We start from the raw sequence: 25,356 nt of genomic DNA, 5'->3' as shown, positions 1-25,356 counted from the left end.
AGGGCTACTCAGGGCCATAGGGCCTTGGTGCGCTTGAGCCATTCGCCCCGCTCGGCGAGGCCGATGTAGCCGCCGTTGATGGCGCGGGTGATGCGGCGCAGGTCGTCTTGGTCGGCCAGGGTGTTGCAGCCCTTGCTGCGCCATTCGGCGGCGGCCACCGCTAGGCACCAGGGGGCCGCCACCACCTGGTCGGGTTCGACGACGAAGTCGGGGGCGGTCGGGGTGGCCTGGCGCAGGATGTCGGTAGCCTCCCGGTAGCTATCCTTGCCGGTGAGTTGCAGCAGGCCGCGACCACGATAGGCGTAGCCATCGCCGGGGGCGACGTTGCCCATGCGACCGCCGTACACCGCGTTGGCGAGCTTTTCGGGATTGTGGCCGTAGGCCTGGGGATCGAGGGGACCCTTGGGCAGGAAGCGGGAAGGCCACACCTTCACCAGCCGCTCGGGGCTGTAGTTGAGGTTCTCGAACTGGATGGTGAGGCCGCCCGACTCGTGCAGCACCTGGGCCAGGAAATGGGCCAGGCGCAGGTTGTTGGCGGCGATGTCGAATTGTTCCAGCACCGGCGCGCCGGAAAGCAAAGCCTCCCGGTAGCTGGAGCGGGCGCTGGGGGCCAGTTGCTGGAGTTGCTCGGGGCTGACGGTTGCCATGGCTCACCTCATCGGCATATACCGATGCCATTTCAACACACAACGCCGGGCGCGCCTAGCACCCGGAATCGGCGGCCCGGGAGGGGGCTTGAGCGGGCGGCTTACTTGTCCTTGTCCAGGACCAGGCCCAGGGCCTGCATCTGCTGCTTGCGGCCGGACACGGCCTGGCGCAGGTTGCCGTCGGCGGCGACCGGGATGCCGGCTTGGTTCAGTTGCGCCACCAGGGTCTGGGCATCCTTGCCCGTGAGCTGGGCCAGCACCGGGATGGGGGCGTCGATCAGGGCCTCGGCGGCCTTCACCGGCGCCGGCTTGCCGCCACCGCCCTTGTCGCCCAGGGGCAGGAAGGAAAGCACCAGCACCAGCAGGAAGGCACCGATCACGGCGAGGGCCGCGCGTTGGCTGAAGTAGCGTTTGAAGGAACCGAAGTTGGCGGCGCTATGCAAGACCACGCCGGCCACCATGGCCCAGCCCAGCCACTCGTGGGCGGGCTTGTTGAGGCCGCTGTCGAGGTGGAAAAACATCAGCACGCCGGTGACGGCCATCAAGGCGAAGCTGCCCATGGTGAGGGGGGTGGCCCATTCTCTGAGGGTCATGATTGTCTCCCTGAAACAAAAAGGCCATGTTAGCGCCGAGGTATGAATGGGGTGTGTCCACCGGGGGACGGCCTGTTACCGCAGGTAAGCGGCGATCTGCTGCGGCGTCACGGCAGGGCCTCCAGCGAACGCAGCACGGCGCGGCCGACGGCCTCGCGCTTGGGCAGATCGTCGGCCCGCTGCGGCGTGTCGATGTTGAGGGCGAAGAACACCGGCCCGTCGGGTTTTTCCACACAGCCCACCCACCAGCCGAGGCTGCCGCTCCAGCCGGTCTTGGCGCGCAGTATCCAGTCGCGGCCCGCCTCCACGATCATCACGTCCTTCACCAGGCGCTGGTGGGCCAGCTTGAAGGGCAGTTCGTTCCGATACAGGCGGCGCAAAAAGGCGATCTGTTCCTGGGCCGAAATCGCCAGGCGACCGTCCAACCAGTAGCCATATTTGCCGCCGGACGGGTCGGCGTTGCCGTAGTTGCTGGCAAGCAGATAACGGCGGGCCTGGTCCTCGCCTAGTTGGCCGGCGATCCACTGGTAGACCCACACGGTGGAATTGCGCATGGACGAACGCAGGTCCTGGTCCCGGTTCCAGGCTGGGTAGTCACGCACCTGACCGTCCCAGGGGAACACCTGAAACTCGTCCCGCACCACGCCTGCTTCCAGGGCGAACAGGGCGTGGGCAATCTTGAAGGTGGAGGCGGGAATAAAACGCTGCTGGGCGCGCTCGGCGTCCACCACCCACCACTGGCTGCCGCCCTTGCGCTCATCCGCCACCGCGATGGTGCCGTTGGCGCCCTGGGTGGCGAAGATGGCCTGCCAGTCGGGGCGTTCCTGCCAGCCCGCAGCCTGGGCCAGGACGGGCAACAGCGCAGCGGCCAGGAACAGAACGGCGCGGAATGGCATCCTGCGCTGCCAGGGGCGATCGGACACGCGCAAAGCGCGCATGCCCGTCATGCCGCAACGGAACGCCTGGACGACGTTGATGGGGAAACTGATCTTCATGGGGCGGCCATCAGCATGCGCAAGGGAAAACGGGTTGAAGGGCGGTGCAAGACGGTCGGCGCCGGGGGACGGCAGCGCTGCTAGCGGGAACGGCCATCAAGATGCATGACCGACAAGGCCGAAAGATCGACGCCCTCAAGGCAACGGGCATTGATCGCCGCCTTGCGCTGGCCCGCGGGGTCGGTCGCTTCGCCAAAAGGATGAATGCCGCAGGTCGGACAGAAATGGTGCTGAATGGCATGTTTGCCGAAGGTATAGGTGGCCAGGTTGCCCTCGGGAGTGAGCAGCCGCAGCGCTTCCCGGGGGACAAACCAATGCAGCGATCCCATCCGCGAGCAAATGGAACAGTTGCAATCCGCGACCTGGGTCAGCTCCCCGTCCACCTCGAACGCAATGTTCCCGCAGTGACAACTACCTTTGTAGATCATGGAGGTTCCTTTTATCGGCAGCGATGGTGAAGCGTAAACGATGACGCTCGGGTCGTCCAACCCGCCAACACCCGCACCCGGATTGCATCGGGTTGCTTCGCCCCGGTGGCCCCTGGCGGCACCGGATCAGGATTGCGTCGGCGTGCAGCGGTTCCGCAGCACTTCTTGCCACAGGGCCTTGGTGTCCACGTTCGTCAGGTAGTGGCCGTTGCGTGGCTCCTGGTAGGCGCCGATGCCGTGAAGAATGGCCCATTGGGGTTCGTAGCTGGGCGGTCCGATTCTCGTCAGCTCCGCGCAGTAGACCTTGACCTGTTCGGGATCGGCCTGGATCTCCTTGCTCGTCCTCGACGACTGTTCCCTTTCCTCCTTCGTCAAGTCGGCGAAGGTATTCATGATGAGTACCGTCCTGGCCCCCTGGGTGGATTTATCCGCCAGCCGTTTCAAGTCGTAATAGGCAAAGCCGTAGCCGGTGGTCAGCAAGGCCCACGCCTTTGCGTATTCCTGCGCCTTGATGCATTGCTTGGCCGCGTACAGCAGGGCAGGCGGATTGAATTCGCTGGTGACTTCCTTCATCGTAACGCACCCCAGGTCGACGTTCGGTTGCAGGCTGCCGGCAACGCGGACTTCCCGGATCACCGCCCCGTTGCTGAGCTGGGTTTCCTTCACCTGCGCGTTCTTCAGCCGTTCTTCCAGGACCGGGTTGGTATTCGCCCCGGACTTTGCTTCCTGCGCGCCGACGTTCTGGGCCAGGGGAATCAGCAGGCAGGGCAGCAGCAGTCGTATTGTTTTCATGGCGGGTCGTCTCATGGTGAAGGGAAATGCCGTGGCGGGTTTGCGTGCCGTCAATCGCGCCAGGCTAGGGCGCCTGGGTCGGCAGGCTGGCCGTGCAGGATTGCAGGGAGTCGGCGGCGGCCTCGACGAGATTCGACAATTCCGCCACGGCGTCCGCTTCTCCCTCAGGGCCCAGCGGCGTCTTGAAGTAGCGCAGCCCGGCCACCTCGATGCGGTCTCGGCCATGCACGAAGAGCCGGTGAACGGACAGGGAGTAAAGCAGGCCATCCGGTCGGTTCGCGATCGAGCGGGCGAAGGGGAACGGCGAGCCCTTGGCCCCCTCGGTGGAGTTGCGTATCGTCAGGACCAGCGAGGGCCCCAGCACCCCCGTGAGCTGGCGTTGGGCGAAGTTGGCGGGGTAGGCGTCCACATTCCTTTGGTTCTGCGCGGCCAGGTTGCCAATCTCCACCTCGGCGGTGCGTCCGACAGGCACCATGGAAGTGGCGACGTACAGGGCCGTCTGGTCCTTGTATGCGGCACGGCTGAAGTAGAGGGTATTGTTGTTGTACAGGGCCTCGGCCAGGCTTTCCGCCTCAGCGCTGCGGGGAAAGGTCAGACAAAAGACCTTGCCAAAACGATGCTGCCCCTTCCAGACGTTTCCCTGGATAAAACTGACCTCGTAAAACTTGGAGGAAAGCTGAAACGCCGGCTGGGCCAAGGTGTTGGATGCGCCGAGGATGGACAGGATGAGCAGGGAGAAACGGACCAGGCGGGAAAGTCTCATGGGCGATCAGGAAAAGGCGGAAAGGAAGGTTGGCGTGTCATCGCCGAACGGGCCCACGGCAAGGTCAGGCCCCATCCGGCGTGCGGCGGAAAAGGATGGCATGGCCCATGCCCACCAGACCGGCATTGCGCAGCCCCGTGCCAAGGGTTTGCATCAGGTCGGGGGTCGGCAATCCCGTGAGGACGAGATTCAACAACAGGCCGCCAGCGAAGAGCAGAACCGCAATCCGTGGCAGATTGCTGGCGCGATAGGCCTCCCAGGCAAAGAGAAGGCCGCCGACGACCATGAATCCGCCGTGAACCGTATAGGTCGTACCGAGACCACGCCAAAGGGTTTCATAGTCGGCAACATGTAGCGCCAAGGCGTACAGCGTTGAGTGGGTGAAATAAGCGAAGGAGACGCTGTAAAGCAGTGCCCCCACGAGGGCCGCGTAGCCGAGGCGCTTTTGCTGGATAACGTACACGCCCAACAGCAACCAACACATCGGCAGGAAGGCCAGGTAGTTCAGCCAAAGCTGTGGCGTCGAGAACCCGCCTTGATACCACTCCATCACGTCCGTGACGGAGTGCAGCACCGGGGCGACGATGGCCGCCGCGCCAACAACCATTTGCAGTGGGGAAAGACGGTATGAACCCATGACGACCGACATGATACGACCAGGCGCGCAACAAGTCGCGCCATGGCCGTCGCCGCACCAGGCCAAGCGCAGTCAGTGCATTGGTATGGCTAGGTGTCCTCGTGGCCCGTGGCGTACTGATCGTGGAGCGCCACGGCCACCCTGGCGATCAGGGCGTAGGGAATCGGTTCCTTGTACCGGAAGGCGAGATTCCCCTTCTCGTTCCGATAGGGCGCAAGCTCGCGCACCAATGCCGCATCCGCCCGCAGCGGCGGATAAATGCCCAGATGGTGCTTGAAGGCGGCGAAGTAGAAAAAGATCTTGCCGTGACGGTAGGCGGGCATGCCGTAGCCGATGCAGCGTTGCGCATCGGGCAGGTTGGCTTCAACCACCGCCTGCACTGCCCGCAGTATCTCCTGGACGTCAGGAGCGGCGGCGGCAATGTATTCCTCGTGGGAGCAGAATTTTTCTCTTGCCGGCATGGGGTTAGGCGAGGCTAACTTTGGAGGCAACCACGCCGAAAATCCAGAGGAGAGGCCCCCCAAAGCTCAGCTTGCTGGGTGTCCGGTTGGCTGAGAGGTTAGGTGTGCCGCTGAATGACACAGCCCCACCCATCGTACTCAGCGCCGAATATTTCAGAGAGGCATCCCATTAGGCCAGATACGGAGCAGAGCACTTGCTGCGTGATCGGCATATGAATTGTCACAACGATTCGAAAGTCACCTTCTACTTCTTCGATGCGTGGGACACCGTACTGGTTGTCCTGAACAAACAATGAAATGGTTTCTGCCTTTTCCTTCTCTTTTGTTCGTAATACAAAATCAACATCTCTTGGCACAGAGAAATCGTCACCGAGCGCATCGTTCTTGATGAGTAGTTGAGTGTCTTCGTAAGCGGCAGTTAGCAGCGTGTCGATGATGGGCATGAAGCACCTAAAGTGGAGATAACCGGCCTGCGCGGCTTTTTGCGCAGGTCCGGTGGAATGATGGGTTAGCCACGGATACTCTTTCGATGCAAAAAGGGAAGCAAGTGCTTTTCTCCGTCTAGACGAGCATAGCCAATTTTCAAAGAAAGCTCATCGGAGTTATCGTCGTACGAACACAAACCACGCAACGCTTCCTGAACCTCAGGCGATTCTGGCAGAACTATCTTTGTGTGGTCTTGCAGTAGAGTAATGTAGTTTCCTATACGACGGACTACCTCCGTTACGAGTTCACCGAAGTCAATAAAACCAAGATAGACCTTCGTTCCGACAAGCACTCGAACCTCAAGTAATGCGCTTTGATATCTTTCTCTGGCAAGAGATAAGGCATTCATTCGCATCTTGTAGGCATCGGCTTCAGATACGCGCCATCTTTCATTTTCTGTCGTCTGCTTAATCTCCTCAGCAGAGAACGCCTTTCGTTCATGGTCTTGAATCGGACGTCGTGCCTGATTTGTCGCCGTGGTGAGAAGATGGCTTTCCATGATCAGAGTCTTCGTTGCAGCATAAATCTCTTTTCCCGCCATCTCGCGCTTCCATATCAGCGCACCGTAGACAGCAACGATGGTGGTAATAAATGCCGCTACACCAAGCAAGGCATCCTTAGTAAGAGTGATCCATTCTTTTAGTTCTGCTGGCGGCATATGAAGGAAAAATGTCGGGGGGCTAACGTGAAGGTCACTGGTGCTGCGTGGCTTTATCGCGCAGCATCCAGCGAACCGCAGGGTTATGCATCGGGGCCTGCACTCCGGTGACCTTCAAGCTCTTTAGCAATTTTCTTTGCTGCATGGACGGGCCAATTCTGCGAAAAGATGAACATGGCGAATAGTGCCGACACGATTCCACCGCCAAAGCCATAGGAGAACGACGTTAGAGTTTTGCTCCCGGAGAGAATGACAAGGCTGATTAACGTTGCGGAGAGAAGCAAGAAAAAATACGCGGATAGCTGGTTGTACCAGTAACTGAGTTTTTCAGAAAAATCCAACTCTCTGACTGTAACGGTTTCATCCGCAGCAACCTTCAGGTAAGGATGCGCTCGACAAATATGGCGCCATGTAATGAGGTGGGAAGTCGCTTCATGCAACTTGATGAAAGCATTCCGGACACGACTTTCAGCGTATATGCCTGTGGCTATCTTGAAATAGTGAGCATCCCTGAGGTCTTGGATTACCTTAATTGTGTTTGCGTCACCAGAGTTTGGCGATGAAACGTAAGCATCAAACTGCTCAAGCCGTCGCTTTTCCTTTCGTTCAAGTACATCGAAAACGCGGGGAATATTCTTGTTCGCCAAGAGCCAGAGAAAAAATGCGACGAGAACAATCCACCCGGACAGAGGTAACGTAGATACGGCGTCCAGCAGCGACGGAAGGCTTTGAATCGCCTTCGCTAAGTCTTCAACCTGCGGCGCTAGTTCCATAGATGAATCTCCGATGCATAACGTGGAATTGAGGCGCCTGTGCAGCTTTTTGCGCAGGTCGTCTCGAGCGAAGGGTTAGGCCGCATTTGCAGCCAACTGCCTAAAGGCCGGACTACTGCCCCGACGTACTACGCCACATGCGGTACGGGCGTAGGCACACTTCAGAGGATGCCCCGGCTTCACTGACGGTGGTTGACCATAGACGGTGACGGACTCGCGGGATTCGAGTCTACGAGGCCAAGGTCTGTTGTCGATAAGGATGGGCTGAGTGTATGCACCACGTGAGTCTGTGCCTTTGTAGAAAACACCAGCTTCTTCAACGGTAACCGCAAACGCACTGAGATTTGTAATTTCAATGCAGAAGGTTAGCCTGGCATCTGCGGCCCCGTAAGGTATTGCGTGCTTGGGCACGACCTTCAACTTTACGCGCGTGCGATCTAGCTGATGCCAGGTGTTAATGAGACCAAGCACTGCTCCTAGAACAGCAATTGCAAGAGTGACAGCCTCAAGAATTGTCATTGTCGCCATAGGCCTAACGTGTTGTAGACGACAAAACGGGAAGTAAAGAGATGATTGGACACATGGACCTCTTCCCGTTTGTCATGTAAAGGCTTGCATATAAACACAGTATTTTTATGAAGTCCACGGCGACCCAATGAGAAAGGCCTCCATATGGAGGCCTTTCTTTTTTGCTTGGCGAAGGATCGTTTGCGGGCGTGTGCCTACTTCGGATAATCCTTCACCGCCTCGGCGCCCGGCATCACTTTGTGTACGAACACGGCCCGGTCGATGGGGGTGACCCAGACCAGGCCGTCGCCGATGTGGCCGGTGTTGGCCACGGCGACGATGCGGTCCACGATCTGATCGGTCAGTTCGTCGGGGGCGACGATCTCGATCCGGGTCTTGGCGGTGTAGTCGGTCAGTTCTTCCTTGATGCTGCTCTTGCCCGGCCCGACCCGTTCCGGGGCGGACAGGCCCTCTGCCTTGCTCACGGTCATGCCGGGAAAACCGGGCACGCTGCGCAGGGCCTCGCGCAGGGCGGGCAGTTTGTTGGGACGGATGATGGCTTTGATTTCTTTCATGGCGGCTCTCACGGTCGGCGTATTGTCGATCAAATTGCGCGGTCGTGCTCCCTGCCCGTGGGGGCAGGGAGCGACGGGTCAGGTTTCCACGGGTTCCTCGTCGAACCACTTGTACAGGGTGGGCAGCATCACCAGGGTGAGCAGGGTGGAGGTGATGAGGCCGCCGATCACCACGATGGCGAGGGGGCGCTGCACTTCCGAGCCGGGGCCGGTGGCGAAGAGGAAGGGGATCAGGCCCAGCAGGGCCACGGTGGCGGTCATCATCACCGGGCGGAAGCGCTGGGTGGCGCCGTGCACCACGGCGTCGGCGACGGAATAGCCTTCCTGGCGCAGGTTGCGGATGTAGCTGACCAGCACCACGCCGTTGAGCACGGCGATGCCCCATAGGGCGATGAAGCCCACCGAGGCCGGCACCGACAGATATTCGCCGGTGAGGAAGAGGGCGATCACGCCGCCGAGGGAGGCGAAGGGCAGCACCAGGATGATGAGGCCGGCCATTTTCACCGAGCCGAACAGCAGGAACAGCAGGAAGAAGATGGCGCCGATGGTCACCGGCACGATCACCGCCAAGTGGCCCAGGGCCCGTTCCATGTTCTGGAACTGGCCGCCCCATTCGAGGTAGTAGCCCTCGGGCAGCTTCACCTTCTTTTCCACCTTCTGCTGCAACTCGGCGACGAAGCCGCCCAGGTCGCGGTTCTTCACGTTCACCCCGACCACGATGCGGCGCTTGCCCAGCTCGCGGCTGATCTGGGAAGGGCCGTCCAGCACCTGGATCTTGGCGATGGATTCCAGGTTCACCTGGGCGCCGTTGGGGGCGGACACGATCAGGTTGCGGATCGCCTCCACGTCGTTGCGGAAGCGCTCGGGCAGGCGCACCACGCCGGCAAAGCGGCGTTCGCCCTCGAAGATCTGGGTGGCTTCCTTGCCGCCGATGGCGGTTTCGATCACGTCGTGCACGTCGCTGGCGTTGAGGCCGTAGCGGGCGATGGCCTGGCGGTCGATGTCGATGGACAGGTACTGCTGGCCGGTTACCCGCTCGACGCGCAAGTCCTCGGCGCCCTGGATGCCCTGGGCCACCTTGGCGATTTCCTCGGCCTTTTTCTTGAGGGTGTCGAGGTCGTCGCCGAAGACCTTGATCGCCACGTCGGAACGGACGCCGGTGACCATTTCATCGACCCGGTCCGAGATCGGCTGGGCCATGACGATCTGCACGCCGGGCAGGGCCTTGAGCTTTTCCCGCATCTGTTCGGCGATGTCGTCCTGGGTCCAGCCCCGGGGCCATTCGTCGCGGGGCTTGAGGCTGACGATGGGGGTGGATTCGTTCTGGCCCTGGGGGTCGGCCGGCGATTCGCCGCGACCGACGCCGGACACGGCGGACTTGACGCCGGGCACCTGCATCACCAGGCGCATGGCCTCCATTTCCATCTTGATGGATTCCTCCAGCGAGATGTTGGGCACCCGGTTGATGCCCGGCACCACGGAGCCTTCCTTCATTTCGGGAATGAAGGCGGTGCCGAGGAAGGGGAACAGGGCCAGGGTGAACAGCAGCAGGCCGGCGGCGGCCATGAGGGTTTTTTTCTGGTTGGCCAGGGCCCAGTGCAGCAGCTTGAGATAGGGCTGCTTCATCTTGGCGATGGCCTTGGTCTCGTGGTCGCCGTGGCCCACTTCCACCTTGAGCAGGTAGGAGGACAGCACCGGCGACAGGGTGAGGGACAGCACCAGGGAGATGAACAGGGCGATGGCGATGGTGTAGGCCAGGGGCGCGAACATCTTGCCCTCCATGCCCTCCAGGGTCATCAGCGGCAGGAACACCAGGATGATGATGCCGACGCCGAAGATCACCGGCGTCGCCACTTCCTTCACCGCGTTGAAAATCACCCGCACCCGGGATTCGCCCGCTTCGTTGCGACCCAGGTGGGCGAAGGCGTTTTCCACCACCACCACCGAGCCGTCCACCATCAGGCCGATGGCGATGGCGAGGCCGCCCAGGGACATGAGGTTGGCGGAGAGGCCGTAGTGGTTCATCACCAGGAAGGTCATCAAGGGCGTCAGCACCAGGGTCGCCACCACCACCACGGCGGAGCGGATGTCGCCGAGGAAGATGATGAGAATGGCGACCACGAACACCACGCCCTCCAGCAGCACCTTGACCACGGTGTGGATGGCGGCGTCCACCAGCTCGGAGCGGTCGTAGTAGGGCACGATCTTGAGGCCGTCGGGCAGCATGCCCTTGGCGTTGATCTCGGCCACCCGTTCCTTGATGCGGGAGACGATCTCCTTGGCGTTGCCGGCGCGGATCATCATCACCACGCCGCCGACGGATTCGGTCACGCCGTTCTTCACCACCGCCCCGGCGCGGGTGCCGGCGCCGATCTTCACCTCAGCTACGTCGCGGATGTACACCGGCGTTCCGCCCACTTCCTTGAGCACGATGGCGCCCACGTCGTCCAGGTCCTTGATCAGGCCGACGCCGCGGATCAGGTATTGCTCGGCGTAGCGGGGCAGCACGCCGCCACCGGAGTTGGCGTTGTTGCGGGCCAGGGCCTCGTACACTTGCTGGATGGTGAGCTGGTAGTGACGCAGCCGGTCGGGGCTGACCAGCACCTGGTACTGTTTCTCGAAGCCGCCCTGGGAATTGATTTCCGCCACGCCGGGAATGGAACGCAGCAGGGGGCGCACCACCCAGTCCTGGACGATGCGGCGCTCGGTGAGTTCCTTCTCGGTCAGTTCCCGGTTGCCGTCGTCGGGCCGGTCCAGGGTGTATTGGTACACCTCGCCCAGGCCGGTGGACACGGGCCCCAGCACCGGCGTCACGCCGCTGGGCATGCGGCCGCCCACCTCCATCAGGCGCTCCATCACCAGTTGCCGGGCGAAGTACACGTCGGTTTCGTCGGTGAACACCAGGGTGATCAGGGACAGGCCGGGCTTGTTGAGGGAACGCATTTCCGTCAGCCCGGGCAGGCCGGTCATGGCGATTTCCAGGGGCACGGTGACGAAGCGCTCCACTTCCTCGGGGGAGCGCCCCGGCGCCTCGGCGGCGATCTGCACCTGGACGTTGGTCACGTCGGGGAAGGCATCCACCGACAACTTGCGCGCGGCGTTGAGGCCGAAGGCCAGCAACACCACGGCGATGACCGCTACCACCAGCCGCTGCTGGAGGGCGGTACGGACAAGACTCTCAATCATGGTGTCTCTCCGTTAATGGCCGGCCGGCGTTTCGGCGGCGGGGGCGGCACCTTCCAGTTCGGCCCGCTTGCGCTCGTTGTTGAGGTGAAAGGCGCCTTCCACCACCACCTTGTCGCCGGGCTTGAGGCCCGTTTCGACGACACGCAAGCCCTTGTGCTCGCTGCCCAGCTTGACCCGGGTCAGGCGGAACTGCTTGTCGCTGGTGGCGACGTAGACGTAGTCGTCGTTGTCCTCGCGCACCACGGCGGCGGCCGGCACCACCAGGCGTTCCTGGGGCCGCGACTGGATCAGCATGGTGGCCAGCATGGCCGGCTTGAGGTCGCGATGGGGGTTTTCCATCTCGGTGCGCACGGTCACCGTGCGGGTTTCCGGGTTCACGATGTCGCTGACGAAAATCAGCTTGCCGGTGAGGGGGCCGTTGCCCAGGGCGGGCACTTCCACCTCCACGGTCTGGCCCACCTTGACGGCGCTGCTTTCCGCTTCCGGCACCTGGGCGATGGCCCATACCCGGGACAGGTCGGCCACGGTGTACAGGGCGTCGGCGGGTTGCACCACCTGGCCCTTGGCCACCTTGCGTTCCACCACGATGCCCGACAGGGTGGCGACCACCGGCGAGACGGAGTTGATGCCGCCGCTGCTGGCCATGGTGTCGAGGGACTTGGCCGAGACGCCCAATACGCGCAACTGGTCGGCGGCGGCGCGTTGCTCGGCCTGGGCGATGGCGTGTTCCGATTCGCGCCGCTGCAATTCGGCGGCGCCGATCACGTCGGACTTGAACAGCAGCCGCGCCCGTTCGGCGTTCTGGGCTTGCAGCTTGGCCTGGGCGGCGGCCTTGACGTAGGCCAGTTGGGCGTTGCCCAGCTCGACGCTATGCAACTGGGCCAGGGGCTGGCCCTGCTTTACCGGGTCGCCGGGGTTGGCCAGCAGTTCCATGACGCGGCCGGTGACGGGGGCGCCGATGCGGGCCACCCGTTGTTCGTCGAAGTCGATACGACCGGCGACGCGCAGGGTTTCGCTGACCGGGGCGGTGCCGGTTTCGGCCACTTTGAGTACCTTGAGCAGGCTGTCGGGGGCCGTCACCAGATTGGGGTCGGGGGCCGGCGCGTTGCTGACGGCTTCGGGCTTTTCCTTGTCGCAGCCGGCGATGCCCAGGCTACAGGCGAGGACGATGGCCAACAGGCGGGGGAGCAGGACGGGCGTGCTCATGGGGCGTTTCCTTTGACGGCGGTGTTCGCTTCGGCGGGGGCGGCCCGCAAGCGATCGATTTCGATGGCGGCCACCTGCTGGTCGAAGCGGGCGGCGATGAGTTCGTTGCGGGCGGCGCGGTAGACCCGCTGGGCGTCCAGGTATTCAAGGATGCCGCGCTCGCCGTAGCGGTAGGCGGCTTCGGCCACCTTGAGGGCGGCCTCGGCCTGCTTGACGATGCCCGACTCCAGGGCGCCGACCTGGGCCGTGGCGATCTGCCATTGCTGCCAGGCGGTTTCCAGGTTTTGCAGCAGCGTGAATTCGCCGAAGGCTTCCTCGTTGCGGGCCTTGGCCAGGCGCGCCGTGGCTTCCGCCACGGGGCCGCCGCGCCAATCCCAGATCGGTACGGTGAGTACCAGGCCGAGGCGGGTGTCGCGGTTGTCCGGGGTCTGGTCGTAGCCGCCCTTGAGCGCCAGGGCCGGCCAGCGCTGGCGGCTTTCGTGGTCGCGCAGGCTTTCCGCCTGGCGGGTCAGGGCGCGCATCCGCGCCAACTCGGGGTTGCGCTCCAGCAGCTCGTTGCGCAGGGCGTCCAGGGCCGGCACCGGGGCCGGCGTTTCCAAACTGCCCGCCACCTCAAAACCCGCCGGCAGGGCGGCGCCCACCAATTGGCGCAGCACGGCGCGGGTCTGACGGATGCGCAGCTCGGCGCTCTGGGCTACCTTGCGTGCGTTGAGCAGTTCGGTGTCGGCCTTGATGGCCTCGAAACGGGGCGACTCGCCGCTGTCCACCTTGAGCTGGATGCGCTTGGCGATCTGGCCCATGGTGTCCTGGTCTTCCCGGGCAGCCTTGAGCTCGGCCTCCTGTCGCAGCAGTTCGTAGAAGCGGTAGCGCAGCCGGGCCAGCAGTTCGTTGCGGGTCAGTTGCTGTTCCGAGCGGGCGGCGTCGTAGCCGGCGTCGGCGGCGTCGATACGGGCGCTGCGGACCCAGGGGTATTCCAGGCGCTGGGTGACCCAAACGCCCTTGGTGTCGCCCTCGGTGGTGCCGGGCAGGCGCGCGCGCTGGGTGCCGCGCAGGGCTTCCAGTTCCGGGTTGGGAAAGGCCCGGGCGGTGTCGATGCCGGCCCGGGCGGCGTCCACCTGGTCGGCGGCGGCGTGCAGGCCCCGGTTGTTCTCCAGGGCCAGGGCGGTGAGTTGTTGCAGGCTGTAGCGGGCAGCGGTCTTGTCCTCGGCCTGGGCCGCCGGGAGCAGCAGGGCACAGGCCAGCGCTCCGCAGCAGAGGCGGAACCGGGCACGCGACAGCGTGATGGTTGGGCGATTCATGGCGACTTCCGAAAGGTCTGAAGAGAGAACGGGGCCCGTTGAACCGAGGGTTCAACGGTCTCGTCCGCAAGGGCTATGCCAAGGGGTATTCCAATGGCAAGCAGCGGGCTTCAGGCGCGGAAAATGGGCGGGCGCAGGAGGGGGGCGACGACGACGGGCACGCTGCCGGTCGCGGGGGGAAGAAAGGCCAGACGGGGGAGGGGAGGGGGCAGGACGGCGAGGCTGCTGGGACGCAGCAGTTGTTCCAGGTCGCCGGCCGAGTCCCCCAGGTCGACGTCGGTCAGGGTTACCGGCGGTGCGGGGTGGGGATCGGCCATCAGGGAGGCGCACTGTTGCGGTGCATGATCTTGCAGGGTCTCCGCCAGTACGGCGGACGGGTCCAATAGGCCCACCACGAGCAGGGTTGCCGCCAGGAGGCGGGCGATCAGGCGGCGGAAGGGGGCGGGAATGGACATCATGGCGGGGGACTGACTGCTGCGTCGCGGTGAAAGTTCCTTCAGCTTACGCAATAAGCTCGCCAGATCCGCGTACCTACTGCCAAAGGAGGAGTGCGGGATGCGTCAGGACGCTGGCGCGAGGAAGGCATCCAGCAGGGCGTTGAACAGTTCGGCCTGCTCGATGTTGAGCAGGTGGCTGGCTTGGGGCAGGACTTCCAGGCGGCTGCCGGGGATGGCGGCGGCGATGGCCTCGGCCATGGCTGGCGGGGTGCCGGCGTCTTCGTCGCCCACCAGCACCAGGGTGGGCGTGGCGATGGCGGGCAGGCGGTCCGTGGTGTCCAGGCTGGCGACCAGGCGGCCGCAGGCGGCGTAGCCGGCCACGGGGGTGGCGGCGATGAGACCGCCGATGCGAGCCATTTCCTCCTTGGCTTCAAGGCGGTAGGGCTCGGTGAACCAGCGCCCCAGGGTGCCGTCCACCATGGCGTCCAGGCCGGCGCTGCTGGCTTGGGCGATGCGTTGTTCCCAGAGCTTGGCCACGGCTTCGCGGTTGCCGCCGTAGCCGCTGCTGGTGCTGCACAACACCAGCCGGTCCAGGCGTTGCGGGGCGTCCAGGGCCAGGTATTGGCCGATCATGCCGCCGATGGAAAGGCCGACGAAGTGGGAACGGGCGATGCCCAGGTGGTCCCACAGGGCCAGTACGTCGTGCACCAGGTCGGCAAAGGTCCACGGCGAGGGGGGCACGCTGCTGCGGCCATGACCGCGCAGGTCGTAGCGCAGGATGCGGAATTGGCCGGCCAGGGCTTCCACCTGGGTGTCCCACATGGTGTGGTCGGCGGCGAGGGAATGGGCCAGGGTCAGCCAGGGCAACGGTGCATCCTGGCTGCTCACTTCGTAGTGCAGGTCCACGCCGGGGAGTTGGGCGATGGGCATTACACCGGCTCCAGCTTGGCGATGGCCAGGGCCAGCCATTTCATGCCGTGGCTGCCGAAATTGACCTGCACCTTGGCGTCGCTGCCACCGCCCTCGGCATTGACGATGACGCCGAGGCCGAACTTGGCGTGCATGACGGTCTGGCCGATGTGGAAGCCGCGTCCGCCACTCGTTGTTTCGCGGCGTCCGCGATAACTGCTGGCTTCGGCTACCTGGTTGTAATCGTCGCCGTAGTCGCCGCCATGGCTGCGCTCGTAACCGCCGCCGAAACCCTTCTTGGCCTTGGGCGTGAGCCACTTGAGCAGGCCTTCGGGAATTTCGTCGAGGAAGCGGGAGGGCACGTTGTAGCGGGTCTGGCCGTGGAGCATGCGGGTCTGGGCGAAAGAGAGATACAGCCGCTGACGGGCGCGGGTGACGGCCACGTACATGAGGCGGCGTTCCTCTTCCAGGCCCTTTTCCTCCATGGCGGAGTTTTCGTGGGGGAACAGCCCTTCCTCCAGGCCGCTCAGGAAGACCATGTTGAATTCCAGGCCCTTGGCGGAGTGCACGGTCATCAGTTGCAGGGCGTCGTCCTGTTCGCCGGCCTGGTGTTCGCCGGCTTCCAGGGCGGCATGGGTAAGGAAGGCGGCGAGGTCGGCGGAGAGTTCTCCTTCCTCGCCGACGTTGCCTTCCTCGGCGACGAAACCGGCGGCGGCATTCACCAGTTCGTCCAGGTTGGCGAGACGGTCTTCGCCTTCCCGTTCGTTCTGGTAGTGGCTGCGCAGGCCGGATAGCTCCACCACGTGTTCCACCAGTTCCTGCAAGGGCAGGTCCATGGCTTCGCGCATCTTGTGGATGAGCTGGGCGAAGGTGGCCAGGGAAGCCCCGGCCTTGCCCGGCACCAGGGGAATGGCGCCGAACAGGCTACTGCCGGCGCTCATGGCGGCATCCTGCAATTGTTCCAGGCTACGGGCGCCGATGCCCCGGGTGGGAAAGTTCACCACCCGGGCGAAGGCGGTGTCGTCGTCGCTGTTGGCGATCAGGCGCAGGTAGGCGAGGGCGTGCTTGATTTCCTGCCGCTCGAAAAAGCGCAGACCGCCATAGACCCGGTAGGGCAGGCCGGCGTTGAATAGGGCATGTTCAAGGACGCGGGATTGGGCGTTGCTGCGGTAGAGCAGGGCGATCTCCCGGCGGGCATGGCCGTCCCGGGCCAGGGCCTTGACCTCTTCGACGATCCAGCGGGCTTCTTCCAGGTCCGAGGCGGATTCGTAAACGCGAATGGGCTCGCCGGCGCCGGCGTCGGTCCATAGGTTCTTGCCGAGGCGGGCGGTGTTGTTCTTGATGATGGCGTTGGCGGCGTCGAGGATGTTGCCGTGGGAACGGTAGTTCTGCTCCAGGCGGATCACGTTCTGCACCCGGTATTCCCGCTCGAAGTCGCGCATATTGCCCACTTCGGCGCCACGGAAGGCGTAAATACTTTGGTCGTCGTCGCCGACGCAGAACAAACAGGCGCTCTCGCCGGCCAGCAGCTTGAGCCAGCGGTATTGCAGGACGTTCGTATCCTGAAATTCATCAACGAGGATGTGCTTGAACCGCTCCTGGTAGTGGCGGCGCAGGGGTTCGTTGCGTTCCAGCAGCTCGTAGCTGCGCAGCAGCAGTTCGGCGAAATCCACCACCCCTTCCTTCTGGCACTGGGCCTCATAGGCGGCGTACAGCTCCACCCGGCGACGGCTCCAGTCGTCCCAGGCTTCCACGGCGGCGGGGCGCAGGCCCTGTTCCTTCTGGGCGTTGATGAAGTACTGCAAATCCCGGGGCGGGAACTTCTCGTCGTCTACGTTCAAGGCCTTGAGCAGGCGCTTGATGGCGGCCTGCTGGTCGGCGGTGTCGAGGATCTGGAACAGTTGTGGCAGCCCGGCTTCCTTGTAGTGGGCCCGCAGCAGGCGATTGCACAGGCCGTGGAAGGTGCCGATCCACATGCCCCGGGTGTTGATGGGCAGCATGGAGGTGAGCCGGGTCAGCATTTCCTTGGCGGCTTTATTGGTGAAGGTGACCGCCAGGATGCCCTGGGGCGTCACCTGCCGGGTGGACAGCAGCCAGGCGATGCGGGTGGTTAGCACCCGGGTTTTGCCCGACCCAGCGCCGGCCAGGATCAGGCCGTGCTGGGGCGGCAGGGTGACGGCGGCCAGCTGTTCGGGATTGAGGCCGGAGAGAAGATCAGACATGGGGCGGAATTATAGAGAGGGCGGGGTCATGTATAAGACATAGTTGTTGCTATGCCGCAAAACGTGACGAGGGTCACACAAAAGTCTTTTCCTATCAATGGTTAAAAAACTACAATCCGTTTTGTGCGATGCAAAAGATATTGACAAGGCATACTACTAAAGCTATATTTCGCATGTACCCGAGAGAAAGAGAGCACGATATGAACAGCGATCACCTACCCTTGCAACTGCCCTGGCTGGCGCGTCAAGCCGGCGTGCCTGAGCTGAAGGCCAAGTCTTTGTGGCTGGAAGCGTCCGCCCAGGCTGCCCGTGAGTGCGGCAACAGCGATTCCCCGGAATTCTCCCGCGTGGCCATGGAACGGCTGCGGGCGCTGCTGCAAGCCGAGTCCGACCGTCTCAACGAGTTGTCGCCGACCCGCACCTGGGCGCGTTTTCAGCGCCATTGCTGGTCCCTGCAACTTGATTGGTTGGAGGCTGGCGGCACCATCGCCACCCGCACCTGGCGCACCTTGAGCGGCAAGGCCAAGATTTATTCCTGCTGAGGCGGCGCGTCAGCCCGCCTCTTCCCGGCGCCCTCAGCGGGTGGCCGTGGCATCCAGTCCCAGGGCCGTACCCACCGGCCCGGCGGCCAGTTCCGCTTCCTTCAGGCTGGAAAATCCCTTGAGCAGTACCTCGTAGCGCCAGTTTTTCTGGCCCCGCGTCACCAGCGGCCGCAACCGTACCGGGTAACCGGCGGTCCGGGCCCGGTCGTAGAGCGCCAGGGCCGAGGCTTCGTCGTCCAGGACGGGGCCCAGGCGCAGATGGAAACGTCCTTGGGCCCGTTGGCTGCCCTGTCCGCCGACCAAGTCGGTTTCCGCCGCCCGGGCCGCCAGTTCGTCCGCCGTGGCGTGGGTCAGGGTGGGCGGCTCGCCGCCACGGAAGGTCAGCAATACGCTGAGGGGATCGTCGAGCACCACGGCGTCTTCCTCGCCGGCGGGCTGCACTTCGATGCGGCCCTCGATCAGCATGATCAGGTCGTGTTCCCGGCTGGGCTTGCCCCACAGGTCGGTGCCGCGGATGCCGACGGTGGCGGTGCCGGCGCGGATGGTCAGCTCCCGTTTCTTGATTTTGGCCGCCTGGGCGGTGGTGAAGCGGAACGCGCCCTGAAGCACGTCGAGGGCGCCGCGGAAGGCGCGGCTAGGCTTGAGACTACGGGAGTACACGGCCATCCTGGCGCCTTCCCCCAGCTTGACTGTGCTGCCTTCCGCCAACTTGAGTTCGGCCCGGGCGCCGCTGCCGGTGGCTACCTGGTCGCCGTGGAGTAATTCCATGCCCGGTGCCAGGGGCTCGCTGACCTCGCCGCGCAAGCGCCAGGCCGGCGCCTGAACCGCCTCGACCCGGGCGGGGGCGGCGGCCACAACGGCTTCGGACAGAAGGAGCAGGAAGAGGCAGGCGGCGGCGCGGAGTTTCATGACGGAACCTTGGGTCGGGACGTTGGCGCGGGGGGAGACAGTCTAGCGGCAGCGGCCAGGAAAAGGGGACGACAAAAGAGGGTGTAAGAGGCGGCGGGTATAATCCGGCCTTTACTCGAATCGCGCAAGCAGCCCCGGAAAATGCAGGAAAAATACACCCCGTCGGAGATCGAAAAAGCCGCCCAGGACTACTGGGAGAGCCGCCAAGCTTTCAAGGCCAACATCGACAAGAGCAAGCCCAAGTACTACTGCCTGTCCATGTTCCCCTACCCCTCCGGCAAGCTGCACATGGGCCACGTGCGCAACTACACCATTGGCGACGTGCTGTCCCGCTTCCACAAGATGAAGGGTTACAACGTGCTCCAGCCCATGGGCTGGGACGCCTTCGGCCTGCCCGCCGAAAACGCCGCCATCAAGAACCAGGTGCCCCCCGCCAAGTGGACCTACGACAACATCGAATACATGAAGGGGCAACTCAAGTCCCTGGGCTTTGCCATCGACTGGAGCCGTGAACTGGCCACCTGCCGGCCCGAGTACTACAAGTGGAACCAGTGGTTGTTCCTGCGCATGCTGGAAAAAGGCATCGCCGAACGCAAGACCCAGGTGGTGAACTGGGACCCGGTGGATCAGACCGTGCTGGCCAACGAACAGGTCATCGATGGCAAGGGCTGGCGCACCGGAGCCGTGGTGGAAAAGCGCGAAATCCCCGGCTACTACCTGAAGATCACCGACTACGCCGACGAACTGCTGAAGGATCTGGACACCCTGGAAGGCTGGCCCGAGCGGGTCAAGCTGATGCAGGCCAACTGGATCGGCAAGAGCACCGGCGTGCGCTTTGCCTTCAGTCACGACATCACCGGCGACGACGGCAAGCTGATCAACGACGGCCAACTCTGGGTGTTCACCACCCGGGCCGACACCATCATGGGCGTGACCTTCTGCGCCGTGGCCGCCGAGCATCCCCTGGCCCTCCACGCCGCCAAGGACAACCCCGCCTTGGCTGCCTTCATCGAGAAGTGCAAGCACGGCTCCGTCATGGAGGCCGACATGGCCACCATGGAAAAGGAAGGCCTGCCCACGGGCTTGTTCGTCACCCATCCGCTCACCGGCGAACAGGTGGAAGTCTGGGTCGGCAACTACGTGCTGATGAGCTACGGCGACGGCGCCGTGATGGGTGTACCCGCCCACGACGAGCGGGATTTTGGTTTTGCCCAGAAGTACGGCATCGAGATCAAGCAAGTCATTGCCAATGGCGACAAGGCGTTCAGCACTGACAAGTGGGAAGAATGGTTTGGCAGTAAAGACGGCGTCTGCGTGAACTCCGGCAAGTACGACGGCCTCGCCTATGAGGCCGCTGTGGATGCCGTCGCCGCCGACCTCGCCGCCAAGGGCGTGGGCGAGAAGAAGGTGCAATGGCGTCTGCGCGACTGGGGCGTTTCCCGTCAGCGTTACTGGGGCTGCCCGATCCCCATCATCCTCTGTGACGATTGCGGCCCGGTGCCCGTGCCCGACGACCAGTTGCCCGTGGTGTTGCCCGAAGACTGCGTACCCGATGGTTCCGGTAATCCCCTGCACAAGCGGGAAGACTTCCTCGCTTGCAGCTGCCCCAAGTGCGGCAAGCCTGCGAAGCGGGAAACCGACACCATGGATACCTTCGTCGATTCCTCCTGGTACTACGCCCGCTACGCCAGCAAGTTCGGCGCGGACGCCATGGTGGACGACGAAACCAACTACTGGATGACGGTGGACCAGTACATCGGCGGCATCGAACACGCCATCCTGCACCTGCTCTACTCCCGCTTCTGGACCAAGGTCATGGGCGATCTGGGGCTGGTGAATTACCGCGAACCCTTCGCCCATCTGCTCACCCAGGGCATGGTGCTGAACAACGCCTTCTTCCACAAGCCCGAAGGCGGCGGCAAGAACTACTACTGGGAAAGCGAACTGGACGTGCAGCGGGACGCCAAGGGCCTCATCACCGGCGCCACCCTGAAGAAGGACGGCACCGTGCTGGAGCATGAGCTGACCACCATGTCCAAGTCCAAGAACAACGGCGTGGACCCCCAGGCCCTGATCGAGCAATACGGTGCCGACACCGCCCGCTTCTTCATGATGTTCGCCGCGCCCCCCGAGCAGACCCTGGAATGGGCCGACTCCGGCGTGGAAGGGGCCCACCGCTTCCTCAAGCGGGTTTGGGCGTTCGGTCACGCCCTGGCCGGTCAGGCCGTCGTGGCGGTGCCCGACAATCTGTCGGAAGACCTTGCCAGCGCCCGTCGGGAAATCCATCTCACCCTCAAGCAAGCCAGCTACGATCTTTCCAAGCAGCAGTTCAACACCGTGGCCTCCGCCTGCATGAAGATGCTCAACGCCCTGGAAAAGGTGCAAAAGGACGCCGCTGACGGTTGGCTGGCCGTGGCCCAGGAAGGCTTCTCCATCCTGCTGCGCGTCCTTTCCCCCATCGCTCCCCACATCGGCCACGCCCTGTGGAAAGAACTGGGCTACGGTGAAGACATCCTCAGCGCCCCCTGGCCCGAGCCCCTGGAAGCCGCCCTCAAGCAGGACACCGTGGAACTCATGTTGCAGGTGAACGGCAAGCTGCGGGGCAGTATCAAGGTGGCCGCCGATGCCGCCAAGGACGCCATCGAAGCCACCGCCCTGGCGGATGAAATGGCCATCAAGTTCATGGAAGGCAAGGCACCGAAGAAGGTGGTGGTGGTGCCCGGTCGTCTGGTCAACATCGTCGTCTGATGCGGCGCCTGACCTTCCTGATTGCCCTGGCGTGCGCCCTGCCGGCCCTGGCCGAGGACGCTGCTGCGCCGGCGGCCGAAATCCGCCTCGACGACCAGCAGGTGCTGCTGCCCGGGGAAGGCCCCGGCTGGCGCCTGCTGAACAAGGCCAGCGGCGAGGAAAAGCAGATCATCCTGCCGGCTTTCCATCCCGAGTTGTCAGCGCCGGTGGTGGTGGGCAAGCGCATGGCCTACGTGGGCCGCACCCAGAACCAGGGCAAGCAGCAACTGGGTTGTATTACCTTCGATCTGGCCCGGGGCAAGGTGCTCAACCGCCAGGTATCGGACCTTTATGCCCGGAACGGCCAGGCCCAGGAAAGCCCCCAGCTCAACGGTACGGACAACGCCGTGGTCTGTCATCTGGTCGGCGACCGGTGCAGCGGCAAGCAGCTGGAACGGTGCTCCCCCGCCGAGACCACCATCGCCCTGGATTTCGAGCCCGGCTCCCTGGCGAAAAAGGATTTGAAGGGCGCCAAGGCGGCCAAGTCCGGGAAGTCGGCCAAATACGCCAAGAGCAGCAAGGGCAGTCGCAAGTCTGCCGCCAAGGGCACGAAAAAATCCCCGCCTTCGGGTAAGGTGGCGGGCAAGCGTCCGTCATCGGGCAAATCCGCCGCCAAAACCGCCACTCCGAAAAAGGCCGTCCGTCCATGAGCAAACTGACTTCCCTGCTGTTGCTGGGCCTGACCCTGGTCCTCGGCGCCTGCGGTTTCCACCTGCGTAACAGCCAGGACCTGCCTTTCTCCACCCTCTACATCGCCCTGCCCGACTACGCCGACATGCGGGTGCAACTGGCCCGCAGCATCCAGGCCTCGAGCAAGACCCAGGTGGTGGCGGACCGCGACGAGGCCGAGGCCATCCTGACGGTGACTTTCGACCAACAACAGAAAGTGATCCTGTCCCTCAACGCCTCGGGCCGGGTGCGGGAATACCAGTTGAAGCGCAATTTCAATTTCCGCGTCCACGACCGGGAAGGCCGCGACCTGATGGTGCCCGCCAAGATCGAGTTGAAGCGGGACATCAACTACACCGACGACCTGGTGCTGTCCAAGGAAGCGGAAGAGGCCCTGCTCTGGCGCGACATCCAGAACGACCTGGTGCAACAGGTCCTGCGCCGGCTGTCTGTCGCCAAGACCAAGCCCATCGACCCGGACCAGCCCTGAGCCGTGCAGCTCCGCGCCGAACAGCTCGCCGCCCATCTGGAAAAACCCCTGGCCGCCCTCTACGTGGTCCATGGGGACGAGCCCCTGTTGACCATCGAGGCCGCCGATGCCATCCGCCTGGCCGCACGCAAGCAGGGCTTCGAGGAACGGGAGGTGCTGGTGGCCGGCCAGGGTTTCCGCTGGGACGACCTGTTTCTGGCGGCGGGCAATATGTCCCTCTTTGGCGGCAGCAAGCTGGTGGACCTGCGCATCCCCAACGGCAAGCCCGGGCGCGACGGCGGTGAAGCCCTGCAAAAGCTCTGCGACCTGAGCGTCAACGGCGGGCCCGGCCTGACCACCCTGATCACTCTGCCCCTGCTCGATTGGCAGGCCAAAAAGGCGACCTGGTTCACCCGGCTGCTGGACACCGGCGTGGTGCTGGAGTGCAACGCCCCGGCCCTGCCCCAGCTGCCGGACTGGATCGCCGGTCGCCTTGCCCGCCAACGTCAAAGCGCCGACCGGGCCGGGCTCGAATTCATCGCTGCCCACGTGGAGGGCAACCTGTTGGCGGCCCACCAGGAAATCCAGAAGCTGGGCCTGCTCTATGCCGAAGGGGCCTTGAGCCTGGAGCAGATCGAGGAAGCCGTGCTGGACGTGGCTCGCTTCGACGTGGACAAGCTCAAAGCTGCCCTGCTGGCGGGCGATGCCGGACGTTGCGGCCGCCTGTTGGACGGCCTGCGCGCCGAGGACACCGCCACACCCCTGCTGCTCTGGGCCATGACTTCGGAGATCCGCGCCCTGGCCCAGATCCGGGCCGCCATGGAGCGGGGCCTGCCGGTGGACATGGCCATGAAGGAAGCCAAAATATTCGGCCCCCGCCAAAATCCCCTACGGGCCGCCGCCCAACGCGTCAGCGCCAGCGCCGCACGCAACGCCCTGTTGCATGCGGCGCGAATTGACCGCATGATCAAGGGTCTGGTGCAGGGCGACGTGTGGGATGAGTTTCTGCAATTGTCGTTGCGCTTGGCGCAACGATAACTGCAAAAACACTCAACCTTACCCCCTCTCCCCATCCCTCTCCCGGGAGAGGGCGACTGATTGGATCGTGAAGCGATAAATTTAAAGTGACTGCTATGGACGTTACCGAATACATGAACACCCTGGGCCAGCAGGCCCGTGCCGCGGCCACCGAGATGGCCAAGGCGGGGACGCGCGCCAAGAACCAGACCCTGCTGGTGCTGGCTCGTCTGCTGCGGGAACAGACAGAAGCCTTGCAGGCGGACAACGCCAAGGACATCGCCGCCGCCGAGAACGCCGGTCTGGCCGCGCCCATGGTGGACCGCCTGCGGCTGACGCCCAAGGTGCTGGCCACCGTGGCCGAAGGTTGCGAACAACTGGCCGCCATGCCTGATCCCATTGGCGAGATCACCGGCGTCAAGCGTCGCCCCACGGGCATCAGCGTGGGCCAGATGCGGGTGCCCCTGGGCGTGTTCGGCATGATCTACGAGAGCCGGCCCAACGTCACCATCGAAGCGGCTTCCCTGGCTATCAAGAGCGGCAACGCCTGTATTTTGCGCGGCGGCTCCGAGGCCATTCACTCCAACGTAGCCTTGTGGCAGCTGGTGCAGCAGGCCCTGACCGAGGCCGGCTTGCCCGCCAGCGCGGTGCAGTTGGTGGAAACCACCGACCGGGCTGCCGTGGGTCGCCTGATTGCCATGCCCGAATATGTGGATGTGATCATCCCCCGCGGCGGCAAGGGCCTGATCGAGCGCATCAGCGCCGAGGCCAAGGTGCCGGTGATCAAGCACCTGGACGGCAACTGCCACACCTATGTGGACGCCGAGGTGGACATCGACAAGGCCCTGGTGGTGACGGACAACGCCAAGACCCAGAAGTACAGCCCCTGCAATGCCACCGAGTCGCTGCTGGTGCACGCTGCTTCCGCGCCGGCCTTCCTGCCCAAGATCGGCGCCATCTTCGCCGCCAAGGGCGTGGAAATGCGTTGCGACGGCGCGGCCAAGGCCATCCTTTCCCAGGTGTCCGGCGCCAAGCTGGTGGACGCCACGGAAGAGGATTGGTACACCGAATTCCTCGCCCCCATCATCAGCGTCAAGGTGGTGAAGGATCTGGACGAGGCCATCGCCCACATCAACAAATACGGCTCCCACCACACCGACGCCATTCTCACCACCAACCACCCCAACGCCATGCGTTTCCTGCGGGAGGTGGATTCGGCCTCGGTGATGATCAACGCCTCCACCCGTTTTGCCGACGGTTTCGAATACGGCCTGGGGGCGGAGATCGGTATTTCCACCGACAAGTTCCACGCCCGTGGTCCCGTCGGCCTGGAAGGCCTCACCAGCATGAAGTGGGTGGTGCTGGGGGACGGCGAAGTCCGTTCCTGAGA

The 25,356-nt window shown here is 63.8% G+C and carries 25 protein-coding genes; 6 read left to right on the top strand and 19 right to left on the bottom strand.

What is annotated here, in order from left to right:
- Positions 1-8: 8 nt before the first annotated feature.
- From ACYQ2U_RS05610 to ACYQ2U_RS05525, 18 genes are all read right to left on the bottom strand, one after another.
- The gene (locus ACYQ2U_RS05610) at positions 9-647 is read right to left on the bottom strand and encodes a glycoside hydrolase family 19 protein (RefSeq protein ID WP_459949369.1); all 639 of its coding nucleotides are present in this window, start codon (positions 645-647) and stop codon (positions 9-11) included.
- Between the two features lie 101 nt (positions 648-748).
- Positions 749-1,240 (bottom strand): DUF4405 domain-containing protein, encoded by a 492-nt coding sequence (locus ACYQ2U_RS05605; RefSeq protein ID WP_459949368.1) that lies wholly within the window; start codon positions 1,238-1,240, stop codon positions 749-751.
- A 107-nt stretch (positions 1,241-1,347) separates the two neighbouring features.
- Positions 1,348-2,136 carry a class D beta-lactamase gene (gene blaOXA, locus ACYQ2U_RS05600; protein WP_459949929.1) on the bottom strand — a complete coding sequence of 263 codons (789 nt, stop codon included), beginning with the start codon at positions 2,134-2,136 and terminating at the stop codon, positions 1,348-1,350.
- Between the two features lie 179 nt (positions 2,137-2,315).
- A complete protein-coding gene (locus ACYQ2U_RS05595; RefSeq protein WP_459949367.1) occupies positions 2,316-2,663 on the bottom strand; it encodes a GFA family protein in 348 nt (115 codons plus the stop codon).
- A gap of 126 nt (positions 2,664-2,789) precedes the next feature.
- Positions 2,790-3,455, bottom strand: coding sequence for a hypothetical protein (locus ACYQ2U_RS05590; protein WP_459949366.1), 666 nt, complete (start codon positions 3,453-3,455; stop codon positions 2,790-2,792).
- Positions 3,456-3,519: 64 nt separating this feature from the next.
- Positions 3,520-4,218 (bottom strand): hypothetical protein, encoded by a 699-nt coding sequence (locus tag ACYQ2U_RS05585; protein WP_459949365.1) that lies wholly within the window; start codon positions 4,216-4,218, stop codon positions 3,520-3,522.
- A gap of 64 nt (positions 4,219-4,282) precedes the next feature.
- Entirely contained in the window at positions 4,283-4,867 is a 585-nt protein-coding gene (locus ACYQ2U_RS05580; protein WP_459949364.1) for a hypothetical protein, read from the bottom strand.
- 77 nt (positions 4,868-4,944) lie between these two features.
- Positions 4,945-5,316 carry an iron chaperone gene (locus ACYQ2U_RS05575; RefSeq protein WP_459949363.1) on the bottom strand — a complete coding sequence of 124 codons (372 nt, stop codon included), beginning with the start codon at positions 5,314-5,316 and terminating at the stop codon, positions 4,945-4,947.
- A 98-nt stretch (positions 5,317-5,414) separates the two neighbouring features.
- Positions 5,415-5,759 (bottom strand): ribonuclease E inhibitor RraB, encoded by a 345-nt coding sequence (locus tag ACYQ2U_RS05570; protein WP_459949362.1) that lies wholly within the window; start codon positions 5,757-5,759, stop codon positions 5,415-5,417.
- 65 nt (positions 5,760-5,824) lie between these two features.
- Complete coding sequence (locus tag ACYQ2U_RS05565) at positions 5,825-6,460, bottom strand: hypothetical protein (RefSeq protein WP_459949361.1); 636 nt, start codon at positions 6,458-6,460, stop codon at positions 5,825-5,827.
- 83 nt (positions 6,461-6,543) lie between these two features.
- Positions 6,544-7,233, bottom strand: a complete 690-nt coding sequence (locus tag ACYQ2U_RS05560) for a hypothetical protein (protein ID WP_459949360.1) — start codon at positions 7,231-7,233, stop codon at positions 6,544-6,546.
- A 722-nt stretch (positions 7,234-7,955) separates the two neighbouring features.
- Positions 7,956-8,315, bottom strand: coding sequence for a P-II family nitrogen regulator (locus ACYQ2U_RS05555; RefSeq protein ID WP_459949359.1), 360 nt, complete (start codon positions 8,313-8,315; stop codon positions 7,956-7,958).
- A gap of 78 nt (positions 8,316-8,393) precedes the next feature.
- Positions 8,394-11,501: an efflux RND transporter permease subunit gene (locus tag ACYQ2U_RS05550; RefSeq protein ID WP_459949358.1), complete on the bottom strand. Its 3,108-nt coding sequence runs from the start codon at positions 11,499-11,501 to the stop codon at positions 8,394-8,396.
- Positions 11,502-11,513: 12 nt separating this feature from the next.
- Positions 11,514-12,707, bottom strand: a complete 1,194-nt coding sequence (locus tag ACYQ2U_RS05545) for an efflux RND transporter periplasmic adaptor subunit (RefSeq protein ID WP_459949357.1) — start codon at positions 12,705-12,707, stop codon at positions 11,514-11,516.
- Positions 12,704-14,005, bottom strand: coding sequence for a TolC family protein (locus ACYQ2U_RS05540; protein ID WP_459949356.1), 1,302 nt, complete (start codon positions 14,003-14,005; stop codon positions 12,704-12,706). Before ACYQ2U_RS05540 ends, ACYQ2U_RS05545 begins: the two co-directional genes overlap by 4 nt.
- A gap of 110 nt (positions 14,006-14,115) precedes the next feature.
- Positions 14,116-14,463 carry a hypothetical protein gene (locus tag ACYQ2U_RS05535; RefSeq protein WP_459949355.1) on the bottom strand — a complete coding sequence of 116 codons (348 nt, stop codon included), beginning with the start codon at positions 14,461-14,463 and terminating at the stop codon, positions 14,116-14,118.
- 102 nt (positions 14,464-14,565) lie between these two features.
- Positions 14,566-15,372 (bottom strand): 3-oxoadipate enol-lactonase, encoded by an 807-nt coding sequence (pcaD, locus tag ACYQ2U_RS05530; RefSeq protein WP_459949354.1) that lies wholly within the window; start codon positions 15,370-15,372, stop codon positions 14,566-14,568.
- Positions 15,372-17,573, bottom strand: coding sequence for a UvrD-helicase domain-containing protein (locus tag ACYQ2U_RS05525; RefSeq protein WP_459949353.1), 2,202 nt, complete (start codon positions 17,571-17,573; stop codon positions 15,372-15,374). Before ACYQ2U_RS05525 ends, pcaD begins: the two co-directional genes overlap by 1 nt.
- Before the next feature lie 200 nt (positions 17,574-17,773).
- Between ACYQ2U_RS05525 and ACYQ2U_RS05520 the strand changes: the two genes are divergently transcribed.
- Complete coding sequence (locus tag ACYQ2U_RS05520) at positions 17,774-18,115, top strand: hypothetical protein (RefSeq protein ID WP_459949352.1); 342 nt, start codon at positions 17,774-17,776, stop codon at positions 18,113-18,115.
- Positions 18,116-18,148: 33 nt separating this feature from the next.
- Here ACYQ2U_RS05520 and ACYQ2U_RS05515 read toward each other — a convergent pair whose 3' ends face one another.
- Positions 18,149-19,024 (bottom strand): FecR domain-containing protein, encoded by an 876-nt coding sequence (locus ACYQ2U_RS05515; protein WP_459949351.1) that lies wholly within the window; start codon positions 19,022-19,024, stop codon positions 18,149-18,151.
- Positions 19,025-19,165: 141 nt separating this feature from the next.
- Between ACYQ2U_RS05515 and leuS the strand changes: the two genes are divergently transcribed.
- The 5 genes from leuS to ACYQ2U_RS05490 all read left to right on the top strand — a co-directional run bounded on the left by leuS (position 19,166) and on the right by ACYQ2U_RS05490 (position 25,354).
- Entirely contained in the window at positions 19,166-21,772 is a 2,607-nt protein-coding gene (gene leuS / locus ACYQ2U_RS05510) for a leucine--tRNA ligase (protein ID WP_459949350.1), read from the top strand.
- Complete coding sequence (locus ACYQ2U_RS05505; RefSeq protein ID WP_459949349.1) at positions 21,772-22,461, top strand: hypothetical protein; 690 nt, start codon at positions 21,772-21,774, stop codon at positions 22,459-22,461. Before leuS ends, ACYQ2U_RS05505 begins: the two co-directional genes overlap by 1 nt.
- Positions 22,458-22,970, top strand: a complete 513-nt coding sequence (locus ACYQ2U_RS05500; RefSeq protein WP_459949348.1) for an LPS-assembly lipoprotein LptE — start codon at positions 22,458-22,460, stop codon at positions 22,968-22,970. The genes ACYQ2U_RS05505 and ACYQ2U_RS05500 overlap by 4 nt, the downstream gene beginning before the upstream one ends.
- Before the next feature lie 3 nt (positions 22,971-22,973).
- Positions 22,974-23,987, top strand: a complete 1,014-nt coding sequence (gene holA, locus ACYQ2U_RS05495; RefSeq protein ID WP_459949347.1) for a DNA polymerase III subunit delta — start codon at positions 22,974-22,976, stop codon at positions 23,985-23,987.
- A 95-nt stretch (positions 23,988-24,082) separates the two neighbouring features.
- Positions 24,083-25,354: a glutamate-5-semialdehyde dehydrogenase gene (locus ACYQ2U_RS05490; RefSeq protein ID WP_459949346.1), complete on the top strand. Its 1,272-nt coding sequence runs from the start codon at positions 24,083-24,085 to the stop codon at positions 25,352-25,354.
- The last annotated feature ends 2 nt before the right edge of the window (positions 25,355-25,356 follow it).

Source organism: Denitratisoma sp. agr-D3 (assembly GCF_054658675.1).
This window is presented reverse-complemented; position numbering and strand designations above follow the sequence as displayed.

What these genes read in the sequence shown, in the direction of transcription:
- ACYQ2U_RS05610 (WP_459949369.1), bottom strand. Translation starts at nt 647, where the DNA reads ATGGCAACCGTCAGCCCCGAGCAACTCCAGCAACTGGCCCCCAGCGCC.
- ACYQ2U_RS05605 (WP_459949368.1), bottom strand. Translation starts at nt 1,240, where the DNA reads ATGACCCTCAGAGAATGGGCCACCCCCCTCACCATGGGCAGCTTCGCC.
- blaOXA (WP_459949929.1), bottom strand. Translation starts at nt 2,136, where the DNA reads ATGCCATTCCGCGCCGTTCTGTTCCTGGCCGCTGCGCTGTTGCCCGTC.
- ACYQ2U_RS05595 (WP_459949367.1), bottom strand. Translation starts at nt 2,663, where the DNA reads ATGATCTACAAAGGTAGTTGTCACTGCGGGAACATTGCGTTCGAGGTG.
- ACYQ2U_RS05590 (WP_459949366.1), bottom strand. Translation starts at nt 3,455, where the DNA reads ATGAAAACAATACGACTGCTGCTGCCCTGCCTGCTGATTCCCCTGGCC.
- ACYQ2U_RS05585 (WP_459949365.1), bottom strand. Translation starts at nt 4,218, where the DNA reads ATGAGACTTTCCCGCCTGGTCCGTTTCTCCCTGCTCATCCTGTCCATC.
- ACYQ2U_RS05580 (WP_459949364.1), bottom strand. Translation starts at nt 4,867, where the DNA reads ATGTCGGTCGTCATGGGTTCATACCGTCTTTCCCCACTGCAAATGGTT.
- ACYQ2U_RS05575 (WP_459949363.1), bottom strand. Translation starts at nt 5,316, where the DNA reads ATGCCGGCAAGAGAAAAATTCTGCTCCCACGAGGAATACATTGCCGCC.
- ACYQ2U_RS05570 (WP_459949362.1), bottom strand. Translation starts at nt 5,759, where the DNA reads ATGCCCATCATCGACACGCTGCTAACTGCCGCTTACGAAGACACTCAA.
- ACYQ2U_RS05565 (WP_459949361.1), bottom strand. Translation starts at nt 6,460, where the DNA reads ATGCCGCCAGCAGAACTAAAAGAATGGATCACTCTTACTAAGGATGCC.
- ACYQ2U_RS05560 (WP_459949360.1), bottom strand. Translation starts at nt 7,233, where the DNA reads ATGGAACTAGCGCCGCAGGTTGAAGACTTAGCGAAGGCGATTCAAAGC.
- ACYQ2U_RS05555 (WP_459949359.1), bottom strand. Translation starts at nt 8,315, where the DNA reads ATGAAAGAAATCAAAGCCATCATCCGTCCCAACAAACTGCCCGCCCTG.
- ACYQ2U_RS05550 (WP_459949358.1), bottom strand. Translation starts at nt 11,501, where the DNA reads ATGATTGAGAGTCTTGTCCGTACCGCCCTCCAGCAGCGGCTGGTGGTA.
- ACYQ2U_RS05545 (WP_459949357.1), bottom strand. Translation starts at nt 12,707, where the DNA reads ATGAGCACGCCCGTCCTGCTCCCCCGCCTGTTGGCCATCGTCCTCGCC.
- ACYQ2U_RS05540 (WP_459949356.1), bottom strand. Translation starts at nt 14,005, where the DNA reads ATGAATCGCCCAACCATCACGCTGTCGCGTGCCCGGTTCCGCCTCTGC.
- ACYQ2U_RS05535 (WP_459949355.1), bottom strand. Translation starts at nt 14,463, where the DNA reads ATGATGTCCATTCCCGCCCCCTTCCGCCGCCTGATCGCCCGCCTCCTG.
- pcaD (WP_459949354.1), bottom strand. Translation starts at nt 15,372, where the DNA reads ATGCCCATCGCCCAACTCCCCGGCGTGGACCTGCACTACGAAGTGAGC.
- ACYQ2U_RS05525 (WP_459949353.1), bottom strand. Translation starts at nt 17,573, where the DNA reads ATGTCTGATCTTCTCTCCGGCCTCAATCCCGAACAGCTGGCCGCCGTC.
- ACYQ2U_RS05520 (WP_459949352.1), top strand. Translation starts at nt 17,774, where the DNA reads ATGAACAGCGATCACCTACCCTTGCAACTGCCCTGGCTGGCGCGTCAA.
- ACYQ2U_RS05515 (WP_459949351.1), bottom strand. Translation starts at nt 19,024, where the DNA reads ATGAAACTCCGCGCCGCCGCCTGCCTCTTCCTGCTCCTTCTGTCCGAA.
- leuS (WP_459949350.1), top strand. Translation starts at nt 19,166, where the DNA reads ATGCAGGAAAAATACACCCCGTCGGAGATCGAAAAAGCCGCCCAGGAC.
- ACYQ2U_RS05505 (WP_459949349.1), top strand. Translation starts at nt 21,772, where the DNA reads ATGCGGCGCCTGACCTTCCTGATTGCCCTGGCGTGCGCCCTGCCGGCC.
- ACYQ2U_RS05500 (WP_459949348.1), top strand. Translation starts at nt 22,458, where the DNA reads ATGAGCAAACTGACTTCCCTGCTGTTGCTGGGCCTGACCCTGGTCCTC.
- ACYQ2U_RS05490 (WP_459949346.1), top strand. Translation starts at nt 24,083, where the DNA reads ATGGACGTTACCGAATACATGAACACCCTGGGCCAGCAGGCCCGTGCC.